Origin of the sequence: Streptococcus sp. UMB0029 (assembly GCF_002871495.1) — a bacterium.
Lineage (GTDB): Bacteria > Bacillota > Bacilli > Lactobacillales > Streptococcaceae > Streptococcus.
This window is the reverse complement of the sequence record NZ_PNGD01000005.1, coordinates 1-17486: the sequence shown is the minus strand read 5'-3', so window position 1 is coordinate 17486 and position 17486 is coordinate 1. Positions and strand designations below refer to the sequence as shown.

At 41.0% G+C, this 17486-nt stretch carries 15 protein-coding genes; 1 reads left to right on the top strand and 14 read right to left on the bottom strand.

What is annotated here, in order from left to right:
- Window positions 1-23: 23 nt before the first annotated feature.
- The 6 genes from CJ239_RS03990 to CJ239_RS03965 form a co-directional block, all read right to left on the bottom strand.
- The gene (locus CJ239_RS03990) at window positions 24-3122 is read right to left on the bottom strand and encodes a DEAD/DEAH box helicase (protein WP_042901311.1); all 3099 of its coding nucleotides are present in this window, start codon (window positions 3120-3122) and stop codon (window positions 24-26) included.
- 92 nt (window positions 3123-3214) lie between these two features.
- A complete protein-coding gene (locus CJ239_RS03985) occupies window positions 3215-4381 on the bottom strand; it encodes a MalY/PatB family protein (RefSeq protein ID WP_042901312.1) in 1167 nt (388 codons plus the stop codon).
- A gap of 7 nt (window positions 4382-4388) precedes the next feature.
- Window positions 4389-5483, bottom strand: coding sequence for a cystathionine gamma-synthase (locus CJ239_RS03980; RefSeq protein WP_042901313.1), 1095 nt, complete (start codon window positions 5481-5483; stop codon window positions 4389-4391).
- Between the two features lie 164 nt (window positions 5484-5647).
- Window positions 5648-6103 (bottom strand): hypothetical protein, encoded by a 456-nt coding sequence (locus CJ239_RS03975; protein ID WP_102210627.1) that lies wholly within the window; start codon window positions 6101-6103, stop codon window positions 5648-5650.
- 318 nt (window positions 6104-6421) lie between these two features.
- Complete coding sequence (locus CJ239_RS03970) at window positions 6422-8380, bottom strand: peptide ABC transporter substrate-binding protein (RefSeq protein WP_042901315.1); 1959 nt, start codon at window positions 8378-8380, stop codon at window positions 6422-6424.
- Window positions 8381-8571: 191 nt separating this feature from the next.
- Entirely contained in the window at window positions 8572-10197 is a 1626-nt protein-coding gene (locus CJ239_RS03965; RefSeq protein ID WP_102210626.1) for a polysaccharide biosynthesis protein, read from the bottom strand.
- A 105-nt stretch (window positions 10198-10302) separates the two neighbouring features.
- Here CJ239_RS03965 and CJ239_RS03960 point away from each other — a divergent pair, with 105 nt between their 5' ends.
- On the top strand, window positions 10303-11748 hold the full coding sequence (locus tag CJ239_RS03960; protein ID WP_102210625.1) for a UDP-N-acetylmuramoyl-L-alanyl-D-glutamate--L-lysine ligase: 1446 nt from the start codon (window positions 10303-10305) through the stop codon (window positions 11746-11748).
- A gap of 46 nt (window positions 11749-11794) precedes the next feature.
- Here CJ239_RS03960 and CJ239_RS03955 read toward each other — a convergent pair whose 3' ends face one another.
- The 8 genes from CJ239_RS03955 to CJ239_RS03920 form a co-directional block, all read right to left on the bottom strand.
- The gene (locus tag CJ239_RS03955) at window positions 11795-11986 is read right to left on the bottom strand and encodes a CsbD family protein (RefSeq protein ID WP_000051184.1); all 192 of its coding nucleotides are present in this window, start codon (window positions 11984-11986) and stop codon (window positions 11795-11797) included.
- Window positions 11987-12087: 101 nt separating this feature from the next.
- A complete protein-coding gene (locus CJ239_RS03950) occupies window positions 12088-12738 on the bottom strand; it encodes a DUF1803 domain-containing protein (RefSeq protein ID WP_102210624.1) in 651 nt (216 codons plus the stop codon).
- Window positions 12722-13234: a YiiX/YebB-like N1pC/P60 family cysteine hydrolase gene (locus CJ239_RS03945; RefSeq protein ID WP_102210623.1), complete on the bottom strand. Its 513-nt coding sequence runs from the start codon at window positions 13232-13234 to the stop codon at window positions 12722-12724. The genes CJ239_RS03950 and CJ239_RS03945 overlap by 17 nt, the downstream gene beginning before the upstream one ends.
- An 86-nt stretch (window positions 13235-13320) precedes the next feature.
- A complete protein-coding gene (locus tag CJ239_RS03940) occupies window positions 13321-14256 on the bottom strand; it encodes a manganese-dependent inorganic pyrophosphatase (protein ID WP_102210622.1) in 936 nt (311 codons plus the stop codon).
- Window positions 14257-14435: 179 nt separating this feature from the next.
- Window positions 14436-14732, bottom strand: coding sequence for a GIY-YIG nuclease family protein (locus CJ239_RS03935; protein WP_102210621.1), 297 nt, complete (start codon window positions 14730-14732; stop codon window positions 14436-14438).
- A complete protein-coding gene (locus CJ239_RS03930; RefSeq protein ID WP_042901322.1) occupies window positions 14722-15471 on the bottom strand; it encodes a tRNA1(Val) (adenine(37)-N6)-methyltransferase in 750 nt (249 codons plus the stop codon). The genes CJ239_RS03935 and CJ239_RS03930 overlap by 11 nt, the downstream gene beginning before the upstream one ends.
- A gap of 52 nt (window positions 15472-15523) precedes the next feature.
- Window positions 15524-15886 (bottom strand): S1 RNA-binding domain-containing protein, encoded by a 363-nt coding sequence (locus CJ239_RS03925; protein WP_042901323.1) that lies wholly within the window; start codon window positions 15884-15886, stop codon window positions 15524-15526.
- 1 nt (window position 15887) lies between these two features.
- Window positions 15888-17288, bottom strand: a complete 1401-nt coding sequence (locus CJ239_RS03920) for a bifunctional Cof-type HAD-IIB family hydrolase/peptidylprolyl isomerase (protein WP_102210620.1) — start codon at window positions 17286-17288, stop codon at window positions 15888-15890.
- Window positions 17289-17486 lie beyond the last annotated feature (198 nt).

Sequence of the window (17486 nt, the reverse complement as noted above, 5' to 3'; positions counted from 1 at the left end):
TTATAGCGTATTGTCTTGATTTTTCAAGTGCTGGCTTCAGAAATTCCTAAAATTTCTCTAATTTCTGCTAGGGTCAGACTGCCACGTGACTCTGTGCCGTCCAATACTTGTGACACCAGATGTTTCTTTTGTTCTTGGAGTTCCTGAATTTTTTCTTCAATAGTTCCCTTGGTCACCAAGCGATAGACCTCAACCGTTTCTTCCTGCCCCATTCGATGGGCACGGCTAATGGCTTGCGCTTCCACCGCAGGATTCCACCAAAGGTCAACCAAGATAACGGTATCAGCACCTGTCAGGTTCAGACCGACACCACCAGCCTTAAGAGAAATCAGAAAGGCATCTCGTTCACCTTGGTTAAAGGCCTTGGTCATATCTTGTCTCTCCTTGGCTGGGGTTGAACCCGTAATTTTAAAGGAAGTCATGCCCAAGTCTGGCAGTTCTTGCTCAATTTTCTCCAACATTCCCTTGAACTGTGAGAAAATCAGAACACGGTGTCCACCGTCTGCCACCTGTAGCAGCAGGTCTCGGAGACTATCCAGTTTACCACTGGCACCCGAGTAATCTTCCATAAAGAGGGCAGGCGTATCACAGATTTGACGCAAGCGCATCAGACCCGACAGGATTTCCACCCGACTTCGCTGAAATTCCTGATCTGACACTTGAGCCAGACGGTCTCGCATCTGTTGCAGCTGGGCTAGATAGATGGCCTTTTGCTGGTCTTCCAGTTCATTTTTATAAACTACTTCAATCAAGTCTGGCAATTCAGTCAGAACTTCTTCTTTCTTGCGTCTCATCACGAAAGGCTTGATAAACTGAGCCACGCGCTCAGCTGGCAATTTCATAAATTCTTTCTTGCCTGGCAAGAGTCCTGGCATAACGATTTGGAAAATAGACCACAGCTCACCCAGATGGTTTTCAATAGGAGTCCCTGACAAGGCAAAAACTGACGGCACCACAAATTGTCTCAAGGTCTGGGCTATCTTGGTCTGGGCATTTTTCATGACCTGAGCCTCATCTAAGAAAAGGAAATCAAAGGCCATCCCCTGATAAAGCTCACTGTCCTGACGGAAGGTGGCATAGCTAGTCACATAGATTTGATGGTTTTCAGCAAGAATCTCTTCACGACTAGCCTTTAAACCATGAACAACAGCCACATCCAACTGTAGGGTAAACTTCTGAAATTCATCTGCCCAGTTGTAAATCAAACCCGACGGAGCTAAAATCAAGACCCGACTTTCTTTTGTCACTTGACTGGTCAAAAAAGCAATGGTCTGCAGGGTTTTCCCAAGTCCCATATCATCAGCTAAAATCCCACCAAAACCATAATGATGGAGCATTTGCAGCCAGCCGATTCCCTTTTCCTGATAATCTCGCAAATCAGCCAGAACCTGAGTTGCTTGTCTAGGGAAGTCCTCTGGATGCGTCAAATCATGAGCCAGATTCTGGAATTCTTGTGAAAAAGAAACACGATCTCGTCCTTCAAAGAGATGAGCTAAACTATAAGCCAAGGATTTCCGAGCCTGCAAGGCCCCATCTTTTAATTCAAACTGCCCCAGTTCCTGTAAATTTTGGCGAATTTTCCTGGTTTCTTCATCGAAAAAGTAGACTTGATTGGACGAATCAATATAAAAATCCTTGTTGGCAACCAAGGCCTGCATGGCTTGGTCAATTTCCTCTTGGGCAATATCTTGAAAATCAAACTGGATTTCCAAGAGGCCTCCCTTGGAAGCAATCTGCACTTGAGGGCTAGCTAGGTTATAAAGTTCTTCAAGCTTGTCTGATAAGTCAACATTCCCAAGTTTTTCAAAGACTGGAATGATTTCATGAAAGAAATGATAGACAGACTCTACTTTTAGGGCCTGACGCCAAGATTGAAAATCTGCTTCAAAACCAGCTGCCAAACAGACTTGGAAAACTCTTTCTTCTAAGTCCGCGTCACTCGAAAATGGTAATTTTTCTAGATCTTGTCGGCTAGATACCTGTCTATCCCCATAATCAAACTGGATTTCTAAACGAATCCGATTATCCTCTTCCCTGTCAAAGTAAAACGATGGCGAAAACGTTTTGATTTGTAAGCGTTCCGGAGCTGAGACAGTCCCCATCTGGCTAAAAAGAGTCAGACAGGAAGCCAACTTATCTCGGTCACTGCTATCAAATTGCAGGTATTTCTTTCCATCTTGATCCACAGGTAGCGCTTTAATTTCCTTGAGAAGACGCATCTGCTGATCTGTTAGAAAATAAACCTGTCCTTTATGGAAAAGCACAGCTCCCTGATAAAAGACATTGACCCTAGAACTCTCACTGATTTCCATTTCAAAATAATCCGAGTATTCTGTTACTGTAAAGGCAAATAGATTAGCATCAGCATGCAAATCCTGAAAAAGTAGGGTCTGATAGCTATCCACTTGATGGTCAAATTGAAAATGGGGCAAGGTCATCAGTAAATTCACACCCTGCTCAAAAAAAGTCAGAGGAAAAAAGAGGTGCCGACCTTGGTTTTGGAAAAAGAGGTCTGGAACCAGTCCTTCCTCCACTAGTCCCCGCAAGAAAGCCAAAAGTTCTTGACTAGCCTCATCAAAGGTTTCCCAAGATAAGGATTCCTCATAGGTTTTCCCAATCATATAAGGCTTTCTCTGCTCGATAACTTTTAAAAAGAGTGGAATATCCCGAATGACATAGTATTTTTGACTATTAATTTGCCCGATTCTCAGGGTCCACAAGATATGATTGGTTCCTGCTTCCACCTGACCCACAGCCGACAACTCATAGGAGCGGTCTGATTTTGGAGATAAGATTCGGTCCAAAAATTTGCCACCCAAGGTCACCTTGGTTTCAACAGCCTCTTTTTCTTCATGACCTTCTTCCAGACCCTGCAAAATGTCCTGACCACGCTCATCATTTTTCAGAAAATGCTCTAGCGCAGCCAAATGCACACAGTAGCCCCTCTTTTGGAAAAAATCGCAGGCACAAAAAACCAAATCATCCTCTAAACTATAGCGCAGTTCTTCTTCTGCAACACGAGCATAGAGCCGATTGTTCTTTTCCTTGATGATGTCAACCTTACCAGTTTTATAAAGGGCAACGCCTTCGATACGGACTTTCCCCGGAATCAATTTAGCCATATTCTTACCTGTACCTTATCCTTTTATTATACCATATTTCCACCTATGAAAATAGCCTTCTAGGAAAACTTTTCTCCTAGAAGGCTGGATTTTTAAAGTTTGGAAAAAGTGGTAACGATACGCTGACAAACTTCTTGCAACAGAGAGTTAGGCATGGCTACATTGAGGCGGGCATGGAGACTTCCTTCCTCTCCAAAATCCAAACCACGGTTGAGGACAACCTTAGCTTCATTTCTCAACAGCTCTTGCAATCTTTCATCAGTCAGATCATAAGCTGAAAAATCAAGCCAAATCAAGTAGGTCCCTTGCGGTTTCATGACCTTGATGTTGGTTTCTTTTCCAAATAAATCCACCACATAATTAATGTGGTCTTCAAAGACTTGTTTGAGTTCCTCTAGCCAATCCTTCCCATATCGATAGGCAGCTTCTGTCGCCAAATAACCCAAACCTGAAATTTCATGCTGATTATTAGCCAACTGGCGTTTCTGGTATGCCACTCGCAACTTAGGATTTTCAATGACTGCATAGGAATTTTTTGTCCCAGCGATGTTAAAAGTTTTAGTGGCACTGCTCAAGACAATCGCAAATTCTTTAAAGGCAGGATTAATGGTATTGAAAGACTGGTGTTTGTGACCAAAGAGGGCCAAATCTTGGTGAATCTCGTCCGAAACCAAGAAAATACCGTGTTTTTGGCAGAGTAAACCAATCTTCTCCAAGACTTCTTTTTCCCAAACACGCCCACCAGGATTATGAGGGTTACAAAGAATATAAAGTTTGACATCCTCTTCCACCAAATCCTTCTCAAGTTGGTCAAAGTCAATTTCAAACAGACCATCCTTTTCCACCAAAGAATTGGTAATCAATCTACGATTATTCAACTTGACACTGCGAGCAAAAGGTGGATAGACAGGCGTGTTAATCAAAACAGCCTCGCCTTCTTTTGTAAAGGCTTGAATAGCTGTTGAGATGGCCGGCACCACACCCTCGATAAAGACAAGAGCCTCTTTGTCAAAGTGGTAACCATGTTGTGTAGCTTCCCACTTTTGAACTTCCTTAATTAACTCTTCACTAGCATAAGTATAGCCATAGACCAGTTGATCAGCGTAAGTTTGCACGGCTTGACGGATTTCAGGCAAAACAACAAAATCCATGTCTGCTATCCAAGCTGGTAGGACTTCACTATCCGTTTCCGCCTCTTTCCATTTGTAGGTATGGTGCCCTAAACGATTGGGCAGACTTGTAAAATCATATTTTCCCATCTTTGTCTTATCCTTCCAAGGCTTGGCGCAAATCTGCAATCAAATCTCTAGCATCCTCAATCCCAATTGACAAGCGCAAGAGATCGTCTGTCAAACCATAAGAATGGCGCACTTCTGCTGGAATATCAGCGTGGGTTTGCGTTGTTGGATAGGTGATAAGACTTTCCACCCCACCTAAACTTTCCGCAAAAGAGAAGACCTTAAGACTGTTCAAAATATGAGGAATGCGTGTTTCATCTGCTACTTTGAAGGAAATCATACCTCCACGACCAGTGTAGAGAACTTCCTTGACTGCTGGAGAATCCTTCAAAAAGGCAACCACTTCTTGGGCATTGGCAGTTGAGCGCTCCATACGAAGAGACAAGGTCTTGAGACCACGAATCAACTGGTAGCTATCAAACGGCGACAAGACTGCCCCTGTCGTATTGAGATTGTAGAAAAGTTTCTCGTATAGTTCTAAACTATTGGTCACAACCACTCCAGCCAAGACATCATTGTGACCTGCTAGATACTTGGTTGCTGAATGAAGGACGATATCGGCTCCATCTTCAATCGGACGTTGGTAAATCGGGCTGTAGAAGGTATTGTCCACTACCACTTTGGCACCCTTAGCATGAGCCAATTTTGCTAGTTTTTCGATGTCAAATTCCAACATCAAGGGATTGGTTGGTGTTTCGATATAGAGGACATCCACGTCCTTGTCTAACTCGGCAATCAACTCTCCTTCTGTATTGGCATAGGTAAAATGGAAACGACCTTCCTGCTCCACTTGGTTGAACCAGCGGAAAGAACCGCCGTAAAGGTCACGCACTGCCAAAACCTTACTTCCTACTGGAAAGACGCTAAAGGCCAGTACAATTGCTGACATCCCTGAGCTAGTCGCTAGGGCATAGTCTGCTGACTCAATAGCCGCCAAGACTTCTTCCGCCTTACTACGAGTTGGGTTTTTGGTACGTGTATAGTCAAATCCAGTAGATCGACCAAACTCTGGATGCTGATAGGTCGTTGAAAAATGAAGCGGTGTCACCAAGGCTCCTGTCGCTTCATCTGACTTAATACCCGCCTGGGCCAAAATTGTGTTAATGTGTAATTCCTTGCTCATACAATTCCTCCAAATCTATAGTAACTATTGTACCACTTATTTTCATCAACTCATTTTCTTCTTTTCAAGAGCTAGTTATAGTTTCAAACTATACACTTATCGAGTAAAGCTAAAAAGAATCCAGAAAACACTCCAGATTCTTTTGTGAAAATGATTGCTAGGGTTTACTGTGAACGAAAAAAATCCTGTTGGGCTAAATAGTCATAATGGTCTTTGTTAAATTGATACTGACCTACATGCTGACTAATCTGACCGACATCCACGGAAAAAATATAGGCTTCATTTTGATAGTTCCAGTTCAACCTAACTGTATTCAAGACTGTCTTATAAGTAAAATCTTGAACTTGATTCCAAGGCATCTCAAGGACTTGATTAGAGCGATTTTCAGTTACATCACTGATATCCATCAAGTAAATCCCCTTAGGTGTGAATGCTATAAGCTTAGGCTTCACACTCGACTGAACATAGTAACTACCTCCTATAATGAAAAAATCAATAAAAGATTTCAACCATGTCTTTTTCTTAAAAGCCATCAGAAAATTCCTTTGCCCTTCAATGTGGCAAGTTGAAAGAAATGATTCAATCTGTTTTTCTGTTGCAAACTCCATAATAGCGCCCATAATCTTACCTCCATAACGATTAGTAAATAGACAGATAAGTACACTTCACATAAAAGAAGAACTTATCATTTGTTGCGTTTTATCTTACTTTTTCAGTAGACAGTATCCCTCCTATAAAATTAATTTAATATATACATCATCAATTAGCTATGAAAGACCTTCGAAAATAGCTTCTCACAATTTTTGTTATATTCATTATATCATAAATCTAATAAACAAATAAAAAATGTAATATTTTTCCTTCCAAATTTGCCATCATTCTATTAAAAAACGAAAAACGACAGTTTCCTTGAAACCATCGTTTTTATTGAAAAATCCTTATTTGACATGTTTTGCCAATTCTTCTTGGGCTTTTTTATTGGATTCTTCTTTTTCTTTCAGCCATTTTTCTTTAGCTTTTTCAAATTCGTCTTTTGTGACTGTTTTATCTTGTACTTTGAGGTATTTATATGATTCGATACCTTTATTACCAGCTAGTGAATATGGTGAAGAGAAAGGAACTGTTTTTCTCAATGTTGGTGTTCCACCCTTAGAAATATTTGGAATCGCTAGAGAGCTATCTACCAACCAAGCTTGGATCTCAGCATACTTTTCATAGCGTTTCGCAAGATCTTGTTCCTTATTAGCTTCTTCCAACATTTGAGTATAAATATCTAGTCCAACAGCCTTGGCCTTGTCATTAGCTTCCCCAGGCTCTAGGCCTAAGTCTCGTAGCGTTCCACCGCTCTTGACATTAAAGATATCAAGATAGGTTGAAGGATCTTGATAGTCTGCACTCCAACCACCATTGTAAAGATCATAGTCCTTCTGAGCTGCTGTTTGAGCCAAATAGCTTGTATTCTCATAATCTTCAGTAGAAAGTTGTTGAATATCAATTACAACATTTTCTGCACCTAAGGCTGCTTCAATAGATTGCTTCATAGAATTTGCCTCTTGGACATTCTTTTTAGCAGCTTGGTCAACTGTCATGTCCAGGTGGATAGGGAATTGAACTCCTTTAGCTTGGAGTTCTTTCTTAGCTTCTGCAAATTTGGCTTTAGCTTTATCAGCATTGTAATATGGATCCTGAGCATCCGCAAAGTTGATTCCTTGCCATTCTTTACCATAATTGACCATCTTAGAGGCTACTATTTCACCAAAGTCTTTTCCGTTGATACTTACGAAGTTTGGAGGAACAACCAAGTTACGCAAAATCTTAGTTGCACCCTCTTCTCCCTGAGATTGAGCCCCGTAGGCTGTACGATCATAGGCAAAGTTAATGGCTTGACGGAAGTTTTTATTGAGAACTGCTTCTTGAGTCGATTTCTTCTCAGCATCACTTGTCTTAGAAGTAAATTTATAAGATTTTCTATCCAAGTTGAAGTTTAAGAAGTAAGAAGTAGCATCTTGCAAGCTATAAATGATATTATCCTTATTCTTCTCTTTAATCCCTTCAAAACTTGAACTGTTTGGATAGAGACGAGCATAACTGTATGCCCCCTCGACAAAGTTACGAGCCAGTGCATCTTGATCACTACCATCATAATAAGCCAATTTCACATCATCTACAAAGACATTTTTAGCATCCCAGTAGCTAGGATTTTTCTTGAATTCGATAACTGATTTTGAAACAAAGGATTTCATCAAGAAAGGTCCATTGTACAAAATGCTAGATGGATCTACCTTGCCAAAATCATCTCCTTTTGATTTCAAGAAATCTGCATTGACTGGGAAGAGAATGGTTGAGGTTGTTTTTGAGTTCCAGTAAGGTTCTGGTCGTGTCAAGGTATATTGAACTGTTTGGTCATCAAGTGCCTTGACTCCGACAGTTGAAAAGTCGCTTGTTTTACCAGTGATATAATCATCTAAACCAGCAACGGATTCTTGCACTAAGTACAAGGCTTCTGATTTTTTATCAGCCGCATATTTCAAACCAGTGACAAAATCTTGGGCAGTTACAGGAGCATATTCATCTCCATCTGCAGTATACCATTTAGCATCTTTACGCAGTTTGTAGGTATAGGTCAAACCGTCTTGAGAAACACTCCAATCCTCTGCCAAAGATGGGACATAGTTCCCATATTGGTCATTTTCCATGAGACCATCTACCAGATTGGTCACAATATCATTAGTTGTTGCACGGTTTTCTGCTAGATAGTTCAAACTAGATGGATCACTAGTATAAACATAGTTATATGTTTTTGACGCTGTGTTAGAATTTCCACAGGCACTTAACAAAATACCTGCACTTAAAACGACACCTGCAAGTGTTGCATACTTGGCTTTAGACTTTTTCATCTCCAGAACCTCCTGATTTAAATATTTGTCTTATTATACAACTCGGATTTTATTTAGTCAATAACTTTTTTAAAAAAATTAATCATTCCATCTACAAACTATAGAAATTATTCTACAAAATAATAAAAAAGAGAATAATTCAAACATTTCATGATAGAAATGTTCAAATTATCCCTTTTATTTATAAAAAATTATTGAGAAATTCTTAATTTTGCTCGTAGGCGATCTGCTTGGGCTTGTCCAATCACCTTGTCCAATAGATGGGTACGAAGACTCATGACTCCATAAACACCTCCACCCATGGCACCGACAAGGGCTACATATAGGAAACTCCACAAACGTCCACTTGGTTGGAAGACAAATCCTAAAATCCACTGGATGGCACCTACACCGATGAACATAATAAGGGTCAACAAACTGATTAAAATGGTTCGCTTCACAATCACCTTGCGCTTGACACCCGTTACCTTACAAATGTCCCGATACATCAAGACATTAGGAATAATGAGCCCAATTGTAGTGGAAATCAAAGGTCCGTAACTGTGGAAGAGAGCGATGGTTGGAAGTTGCAAGACTAGCTTGGCAATAGAACCATAGATAAAATAGAGAACTGCCTTGCGGTTGCGGAACATGGCTTGAAGCATTGGTGACAAGACCATGTACAAGCCTAAAATAGTAGACTGCAAAACTGCAAAGACAAATAAGCCCATGGCCAAACTATCTGGCTTGCCATAGAAGACAGTATAGAGAGGTTCTCCTACCATAACTACTCCAACCGTTGCTGGTAGCAAGAATAGGAAAAGCATAGTGATGCTGTCCTGAACTAGACGAGAAGCTGCCTTCAGGTCTCCCTTGACATAGTTTTCAGTCAAGAGTGGCAAGCCTACACTACCAATCGAGACCCCAACAGAAATCAAAATCATCGTGATTTTATTAGGATTGGCAGAGAAATAAGAAAACATGACAACCAAGTCTTCATTACTATAATTGGTAAACCAACTCATACTATTGATAAAAGTCATCTGGTCCAGAATCTGGAAAAGCTGGATGGCAGACCCTGTCAGGATAAAAGGAATGGCTTCCTTAATGGTGTCGACCAAGAGACGCTTGCTGTTTATCTTATCTCCTGTTTCAAGGACTCTTTTAAGTAATCCTTCTTTGGCAAGGAAATAGATCAAGACTGCAAAACTGGCTACCATACCGACAAAGGCAGCAAAGGTGGATTGGGTAACCGCTGCTAGATAATCTCCTGAACCGAGCTTCATAATGATAAAGGTAGCTAGGAGCATCCAGATAACACGAATGACCTGCTCAGCGATTTGGCTCATGGCATAAGGTTTCAGGTTATTCATTCCTTGGAAGAAGCCTCGAATGACACTCATAGATGGGAAAATCAAGACCGCCCAAGCCAAACTATGCATGATTGGGATCAAGTCTTTGCCCACGCCAGATAAGTCTGCTAGCCAAGGAGCAAAGACATACAAGATTAGTGCAAAAATCAGACCTAGTCCCGTCATAAAGCCTAAAAAGCTCCGAATCAGGGCAAAGCTATGCTCTTCTTCTCGCATGGTATTGTACTTGGCAACTTGCTTGGCCACCGCAACTGGAATCCCTGCTGTTGAAACCAGCAAGAACCAAGCATAGATATTGTAGCCCATTGTAAAGAGACCATTGGCTGTAGCCGCATAAGACCCCATCCAGATATACCAAGGGATAATATAAATGGCCCCGAGTAGGCGACTGATAAAGTTACTAGCCGTTAGCCAAGCAGTCCCCCGTAACATCTGGGCCTGCTGGTGATTGTTTTCGTGCGACATAGATTCCTCATTTTATTTTAATCACTAGGAAAAATTCCTCATCTTCCATTATAAACTTTTCCTTGTTACTTGTAAATTTACGACTTTCGGTTTACAATAGAAAGTATGATTAAGATTGAAACCGTATTAGATATATTAAAGAAAGATAGTCTCTTCCGCGAGATTATCGACCAAGGACATTACCACTACAACTACAGAGAAGTTGTTTTTGATAGCATCAGCTACGATAGCCGAAAAGTAAAAGAAGACACTCTTTTTTTTGCAAAAGGCGCTGCCTTTAAAAAAGAATACCTTCTTTCTGCTATAACACAAGGCTTAGCTTGGTATGTAGCTGAAAAGGACTACGAAGTCGGTATCCCTGTCATCATTGTGAACGATATAAAGAAAGCCATGAGTTTGATTGCTATGGAATTCTATGGTAATCCACAAGAGAAACTCAAAATTCTCGCCTTCACAGGAACCAAGGGTAAGACAACAGCAGCTTACTTTGCTTACAATATCCTATCTCAACGCTACCCAACCGCCCTCTTATCGACCATGAATACGACTTTGGATGGCAAGACTTTCTTTAAATCTTCATTCTCAACACCTGAAAATATCGACCTCTTTGACATGATGGCTCAAGCTGTTAAGAATGGAAGAACCCATCTCGTAATGGAAGTCTCTAGTCAAGCCTATCTAGTCCATCGAGTCTATGGTCTGACCTTTGATGTAGGAGTCTTTCTTAACATCACTCCAGATCATATCGGCCCTATTGAACACCCTAGCTTTGAAGACTATTTCTACCACAAACGTCTCTTGATGGAAAATAGCCGAGCAGTCATCATTAACAGTGACATGGACCACTTTTCAGTCTTGAAAGAACAGGTGGAAGATCAAGACCATGATTTCTATGGTAGCCAGTCAAGTAACCAAATCGAGAATTCTAAAGCCTTTAGATTTTCAGCTACAGGTAAACTCGCTGGTGATTATGATATTCAACTGATTGGCCACTTCAACCAAGAAAATGCAGTCGCTGCTGGACTTGCCTGTCTCCGTCTGGGAGCAAGTCTTGAGGACATCAAAAAAGGAATCGCTGCAACCCGAGTTCCTGGTCGTATGGAAGTCCTCACTCAGAAAAACGGAGCCAAGGTCTTCATTGACTATGCCCACAATGGGGACAGTCTAAAAAAACTCATCAATGTGGTTGAAACTCATCAAACTGGAAAAATTGCACTGGTTCTTGGTTCGACAGGAAACAAGGGAGAAAGCCGTCGTAAGGACTTTGGCCTCCTCCTCAATCAACACCCTGAGATTCAAGTCTTTCTGACTGCTGATGACCCCAACTATGAAAATCCAATGGCCATTGCGGATGAAATTAGCAGCTACATCAATCATCCTGTTGAAAAAATTGCGGATCGCCAAGAAGCCATCAAGGCAGCTATGGCTATCACAAATCAAAAATTAGATGCTGTCATTATCGCTGGTAAGGGGGCCGATTGCTACCAAATCGTCCAAGGCAAGAAAGAAGCCTATCCAGGAGATGCAGCCGTCGCAGAAAATTACTTATAAGATAGTAAAAAATCAAGGGAAATGAAACCCTTGATTTTTTCTATCCTTATTTAAAAGCGTTTTTCAAACCTTCAACGGCACCTTCTACAGCACCTTTAGCATCTTCAACTACTTCTTTTGCCTTAGCAACTGTCTTTTCTACAGCGCCTTCTGCTTCAGTCTTGCTATCCCCAGTAACTTTACCAAATCCTTCTTTGATAGCGCCTGTTGCTTGTTCCAATTTATTTTCAAGTGACATATGATTGTCTCCTTTAGTTTTATTCCGATATGTGTTACCGGTTACATATAGTTTATACTGAATACTAAGGAAAGTCAAACAATGTGCTCAGAAACAAAATTTCACGCTAGGTAGAAAGTTAATCGTTCCTTGTCAAAATCAACAGCCAACTCATACTTTCCATCTTCATTTTGGACAATATAGCCTAGAACAACTAAACTGTCCACAAAGATATCACGGCGTTTCTGCATGAGCTGGTCTTTTTTGAGAAATTTCAACAAAAAAGTCGTCATATATTTGAGGGCATACTCAGGATTAACATCTCCCAAAATGGCATAGAGTTCCTGTTGTTTTTCTGTCAAAGGATACTGCTGTTTGACCTTGTAGAAATAATTGGACAGGGTCATTTTTGTGCGAGCAAAGTCCGTCTTTTCAACCAAAATGGCTGCATTGGTCTGATTGCGCAATTCTATCTCAAAACGCTGCTCCGACAAGGCTTGATAGACTGGACTATCTTCTCTGACAAAAATCTCTTGATCCAGTTCAAGATTATCAAGGGACTCAAGCATAGGAAGATTAAGGTAATAACGCTTATTTTCTCGTAGAATCAAGCCAGCCTTTATATATTCTTCCATGCGTTTATCAACTGCTACATCTGGGAATTGGGCCTTGATTTCTCGTAGAATCACATCATCATGCTGGTCCAGATAGCGGATTAATTCTCCAAAAAATGGCTGTCTCGTCAAACGAGATGGATTAAAAATCTGAATCATGAAGATTCCTTTCTTTGCATTCTAACAGAGGCGATGCTGACAACTGACTAGGATTGGTCCCAGCTTGGTTTAGAGGGACAGGCAAACCTAGTTCTCTATAATACTCCCTCCAAAAACCACTAATCTTCTGCTCACCATCTCCAAATTTCATAGGAATAGTTTCAAAAATCGGTAGGACTTCTGCTATATACTGGGAACAATAAAAACCAACTCCATCTGGATAGAAAGAAGCATTATAGGGAGCTCCAAGATGTTTGTAAGCTCTTTCCTTCACCGACTGGATATCCATTTCTGGGTAAACATAGAGGTCGTACAAGTGATTGGACTCAAAGAAGTCTGATGGTTTCTGACAGACAACACCCGCCTGTCCACTAGCATGGTAAATCATCCCATCCAAATAAATGGCAACATGACTATAGTTGCCCGTAGAAGTCTGGATGGCCTTTCCCATGTCCGACTCATCTCTCACAAAAATCAAATCGCCATTGTCTAACATATTTCACTCCTAGAAAAAAAGGAGCCGAAACTCCTTTCGATATAATTCAAACTAAACTTTCCTATTTTGAACTGACACCCAAAATCTTAGGCATTAAAACTTTCAGTCAATTGAGGTACCACTTGTTTCTTACGTGAAACAGCACCAGCAAGGAAAGCATGGTTGTTTTCAAGTTTAAAGTTGAAAGCAGCTTCGACCTTATCCATATTAGCACCAAGTGCTAGAATTTCTGAGTTTGAGTTGACGATATCTGTAATCATCAAGACAAAGTCAGAGTAGCCGTTTGCTGTGTTAGCAGCTTGCATTGCAGCTTCGATTTCTGCTTGACGTTCCAATACTTCAGCAATGTCAACTGTGTTTACTTGGGCAACACGAACATTATTTCCATTCAATTCAAAAGTCTTAGCATCGATGTCAATCAATTCTTCAGCAGATTTGCTAGCCAAGTTTGTACCAGCTTTTAACATAGCCAAACCATATTCTTCCAAGTTGACACCAGCCAATTCAGCCAATTCAGGAGCAATAACTTTATCTGTTGGGTGTGTTGTTGGTGATTTCAAAAGAAGGGTATCTGAAATCAAACCTGAAAGCATCAAACCAGCAATCTCTTTAGGAACAGCTACATCATGTTCTTTGAACATACGGTAAACGATTGAAGAAGCTGATCCAACTGGTTCCAAACGCATGTAAAGTGGGCTTGCAGTTTCAAAGTTAGCCACACGGTGGTGGTCTACAACACCATAAACTTCTACTTCAGCGATATCTGATACAGATTGTTGGAATTCATTGTGGTCAGTCAAGATAACTTGCTCTGCACCTTCTGCTTTGACAGAAGTGATGACACGCGGTGCTTCCACACCAAAGTAGTTCAAGACAAAGGCTGTTTCTTCATTTGGAGTTCCAAGGGCAACAGCTTCCGTATCCAAACCATAAGCTTCTTTTGCAAGGTAGGCAAAGGCTACAGATGACCCGATGGCATCTGAGTCTGGATTTTGGTGACCAAATACTAGAATCTTAGACATGATAATACCTCATTTTGTTTATTCTCTTTATTGTAGCATTTTTTTCGCTTTTTGACAAAAGTAAGAGGAGTCAAAGGGCTCCTCACTACTCTTCAAAATAACTGATACTCTTCGAAAATCAAATTTAAACCACGTCAGCTTCGCCTTGCCGTACTCAAGTACTGCCTACGGCTAGCTTCCTAGTTTTCTCTTTGATTTTCATTGAGTATGAGTAAATTTCTATCTTGATTTTCAGATAAAAATTGCTCCTTCTGCGGTCTCTTCTTACGCTTGAGAAGGGCTTCAGCTGACATGGCTTCTTCCTTGCTGGCAAAACCTTGAGCATAGATGAGTTTGACTGGCAATCGTGCTCGTGTATATTTGGCTCCCTTCCCACTATTATGGACAGCGAGGCGTCTTCTCACATCAGTCGTATAGCCTGTATAGTAAGATCCATCACGACACTCCAGCACGTACATATAAGCCTTATGATCCATAATAAATCTCTTCGAGTTCGGGCGTATAAGAACCATCATCATTGTGCACAATGAGAGGTGGCAAGACCTTAAAACCGCTTGTTGAACCATCCTTGATAGCCTCAATCAAGAGCATATTGGCTTCTTTTTCCCTCTTTGGATAAACAAACTGCAGGCGCTTAGGCGCTAGATTGTGCCGTTGCAACATGTCCAAGATATCTAAAAGTCGATCAGGACGATGAACCATGGCCAAGCGTCCATTGGATTTGAGAATACTCTGAGCACTACGACAGATTTCCTGCAAATTGGTCGTGATTTCGTGGCGCGCCAAGAGGTAATGTTCACTCTCGTTCAGGTTGGAATGAGGATCCACCTTGAAATAGGGCGGATTACACAAAATCATATCCACCTTACTTCCCTGAATGTAAGCAGGCATATTTTTCAAATCATCACAGATGACCTGCATTTGCTCCTCTAATCCATTTAAACGGACAGAGCGTTCAGCCATATCCGCCAAACGCTCCTGAATCTCAACAGCCAAAATCTGTGCCTGAGTACGAGTGCTAGCAAATAGCCCCACTGCTCCATTCCCAGCACAGAAATCCACAATCAATCCCTTCTTAGGAAAACGTGGAAAGCGTGACAAGAGAACACTATCCACCGAATAGCTAAAAACCTCTCTATTTTGAATGATTTTAATATCTGTCGAAAAGAGCTGGTTAATGCGCTCTCCTGATTTTAATAATTGTTCTTCTTCCATGATCCTATTATAGCAAATTTATATTAATATTACAAAAGATATAGTTTTCTAACTAGTGCTTCTGATTCTTCAAATGTTGAAGGGCTTCCTTGGTCCAAATTGGCATCATTCGTTTGAGAGGCGCAAAGCCATAGTTAAAGCGGTCGCTTGAAAAACGTCTCCGTCTAGGAAACTGGTGCTTTTCTTCCTCCAAAGTACGGATAGAAAGACTGGCTTTCCCTGTAAATTCATCTAAATCCACTACCTGAACCAGAACCTCTTCATCGACTTTCAAGGCTTCATGAATATTTTCAATAAATCCCGTCCGAATCTCTGAAATGTGAATCAGCCCCGTATCACCCGTCTCTAGCTCAACAAAGGCACCGTAGGGCTGAATCCCTGTAATACGCCCCTTTAGCTTATCACCGATTTTCATCTTAGTCCTCAATTTCAATAGTTTCAATCACAACATCTTCAACTGGCTTGTCCATAGCTCCTGTTTCAACAGCAGCAATTTCATCCAAGACAGCGTAAGAAGCTTCATCAGCTAGCTGACCAAAAACAGTGTGACGGCGGTCTAGGTGAGGTGTCCCACCTTGGTTAGCATAGATTTCCGCAATCGGTTCTGGCCAACCACCACGAGCAATTTCTTTCTTAGAATATGGCAAATGTTGATTTTGCACGATAAAGAACTGGCTGCCGTTGGTATTTGGACCAGCATTGGCCATGGAAAGGGCACCACGGATATTGTAAAGTTCTTCTGAGAACTCATCCTCAAAAGATTCGCCGTAGATTGACTCGCCACCCATACCAGTTCCAGTTGGGTCTCCACCTTGAATCATAAAGTCCTTGATAATACGGTGGAAAATGACACCATCATAGTAGGCATCTTTTGAAAGAGCTACAAAGTTAGCCACTGTTTTAGGAGCATGCTCTGGGAAGAGCTTGATACGCAAGTCTCCGTGATTGGTCTTAATAGTCGCAAGAGGACCTTCTACTGTTTCAATGTCTACTTGTGGGAAATGCAATTCTTTTTCTACCATACCAAATCCTTCTAAGGCATCAAAAATGCCATCTTCTTCTAGTGTTTTTGTTATATAATCTGCTTTTTCTTTGATTTTTTCATGAGAAATTCCCATTGCGACGCTGATTCCAGCGTAATCAAAGAGTTCCAAGTCGTTGAGCCCATCTCCAAAGACCATAACGTTCTCTGGTTTCAAGCCTAGATGTTCCACAACCTGTTCCACACCTGTCGCCTTAGAGCCTGAAATCGGCACAATGTCAGACGAATGCTCATGCCAACGAACCATGCGAAGTTTGTCTGAGAGACTGTCAGGCAAGCGTAAATCATCCCCTTTATCTTCAAAAGTCCACATCTGATAGATGTCTTCTTTTTCATGGAAATCTGGATCCACATCCAAATCGGGATAAATTGGATTGATAGCCTCACTCATCATATCGGTGCGAGTCGACAACTTGGCATCATGACTCCCAACCAAACCATACTCGATTTCCTCTTGCTTGGCCCAAGAGATATACTCCTCAACATCTGACTTATCAATCTGATGTTGATAAATAACCTGACCTTTTTTATCTTCGATATAAGCCCCATTTAAGGTCACAAAAAAGTCAGGCTTGAGTTCACGAATCTCTGGTACAACACCAAAAATCCCCCGTCCAGAAGCAATACCCGTCAAAATTCCTTTCTCACGTAATTGCTTAAAAACAGTTGGGATTGAAGACGGAATAAAACCAGTCTTGGAATTTCGCAAGGTATCATCAATATCAAAAAAGACAATCTTGATTTTCTTTGCCTTGTATCTTAATTTCGCATCCATCTCACTACCTCTTTCAATCTAACTCTTTCCATTATACCATAAAGTAGCTAAATCCCCTATGTTCAAAAAGTTTCCAGTTTTTATTGTAATACTCTTCGAAAATCGCTAACTTCTCAAAGTAACTTCCACTTGCCTGACCAAAGTGGAAATTAGTCTAAAACGGATTTTTATGGTGGAATTAAGTGTGAGACGTTTGAG

Coding starts and splice junctions, on each gene's coding strand:
- CJ239_RS03990 (WP_042901311.1), bottom strand. CDS start 3,122: ATGGCTAAATTGATTCCGGGGAAAGTCCGTATCGAAGGCGTTGCCCTT.
- CJ239_RS03985 (WP_042901312.1), bottom strand. CDS start 4,381: ATGGGAAAATATGATTTTACAAGTCTGCCCAATCGTTTAGGGCACCAT.
- CJ239_RS03980 (WP_042901313.1), bottom strand. CDS start 5,483: ATGAGCAAGGAATTACACATTAACACAATTTTGGCCCAGGCGGGTATT.
- CJ239_RS03975 (WP_102210627.1), bottom strand. CDS start 6,103: ATGGGCGCTATTATGGAGTTTGCAACAGAAAAACAGATTGAATCATTT.
- CJ239_RS03970 (WP_042901315.1), bottom strand. CDS start 8,380: ATGAAAAAGTCTAAAGCCAAGTATGCAACACTTGCAGGTGTCGTTTTA.
- CJ239_RS03965 (WP_102210626.1), bottom strand. CDS start 10,197: ATGTCGCACGAAAACAATCACCAGCAGGCCCAGATGTTACGGGGGACT.
- CJ239_RS03960 (WP_102210625.1), top strand. CDS start 10,303: ATGATTAAGATTGAAACCGTATTAGATATATTAAAGAAAGATAGTCTC.
- CJ239_RS03955 (WP_000051184.1), bottom strand. CDS start 11,986: ATGTCACTTGAAAATAAATTGGAACAAGCAACAGGCGCTATCAAAGAA.
- CJ239_RS03950 (WP_102210624.1), bottom strand. CDS start 12,738: ATGATTCAGATTTTTAATCCATCTCGTTTGACGAGACAGCCATTTTTT.
- CJ239_RS03945 (WP_102210623.1), bottom strand. CDS start 13,234: ATGTTAGACAATGGCGATTTGATTTTTGTGAGAGATGAGTCGGACATG.
- CJ239_RS03940 (WP_102210622.1), bottom strand. CDS start 14,256: ATGTCTAAGATTCTAGTATTTGGTCACCAAAATCCAGACTCAGATGCC.
- CJ239_RS03935 (WP_102210621.1), bottom strand. CDS start 14,732: ATGGATCATAAGGCTTATATGTACGTGCTGGAGTGTCGTGATGGATCT.
- CJ239_RS03930 (WP_042901322.1), bottom strand. CDS start 15,471: ATGGAAGAAGAACAATTATTAAAATCAGGAGAGCGCATTAACCAGCTC.
- CJ239_RS03925 (WP_042901323.1), bottom strand. CDS start 15,886: ATGAAAATCGGTGATAAGCTAAAGGGGCGTATTACAGGGATTCAGCCC.
- CJ239_RS03920 (WP_102210620.1), bottom strand. CDS start 17,288: ATGGATGCGAAATTAAGATACAAGGCAAAGAAAATCAAGATTGTCTTT.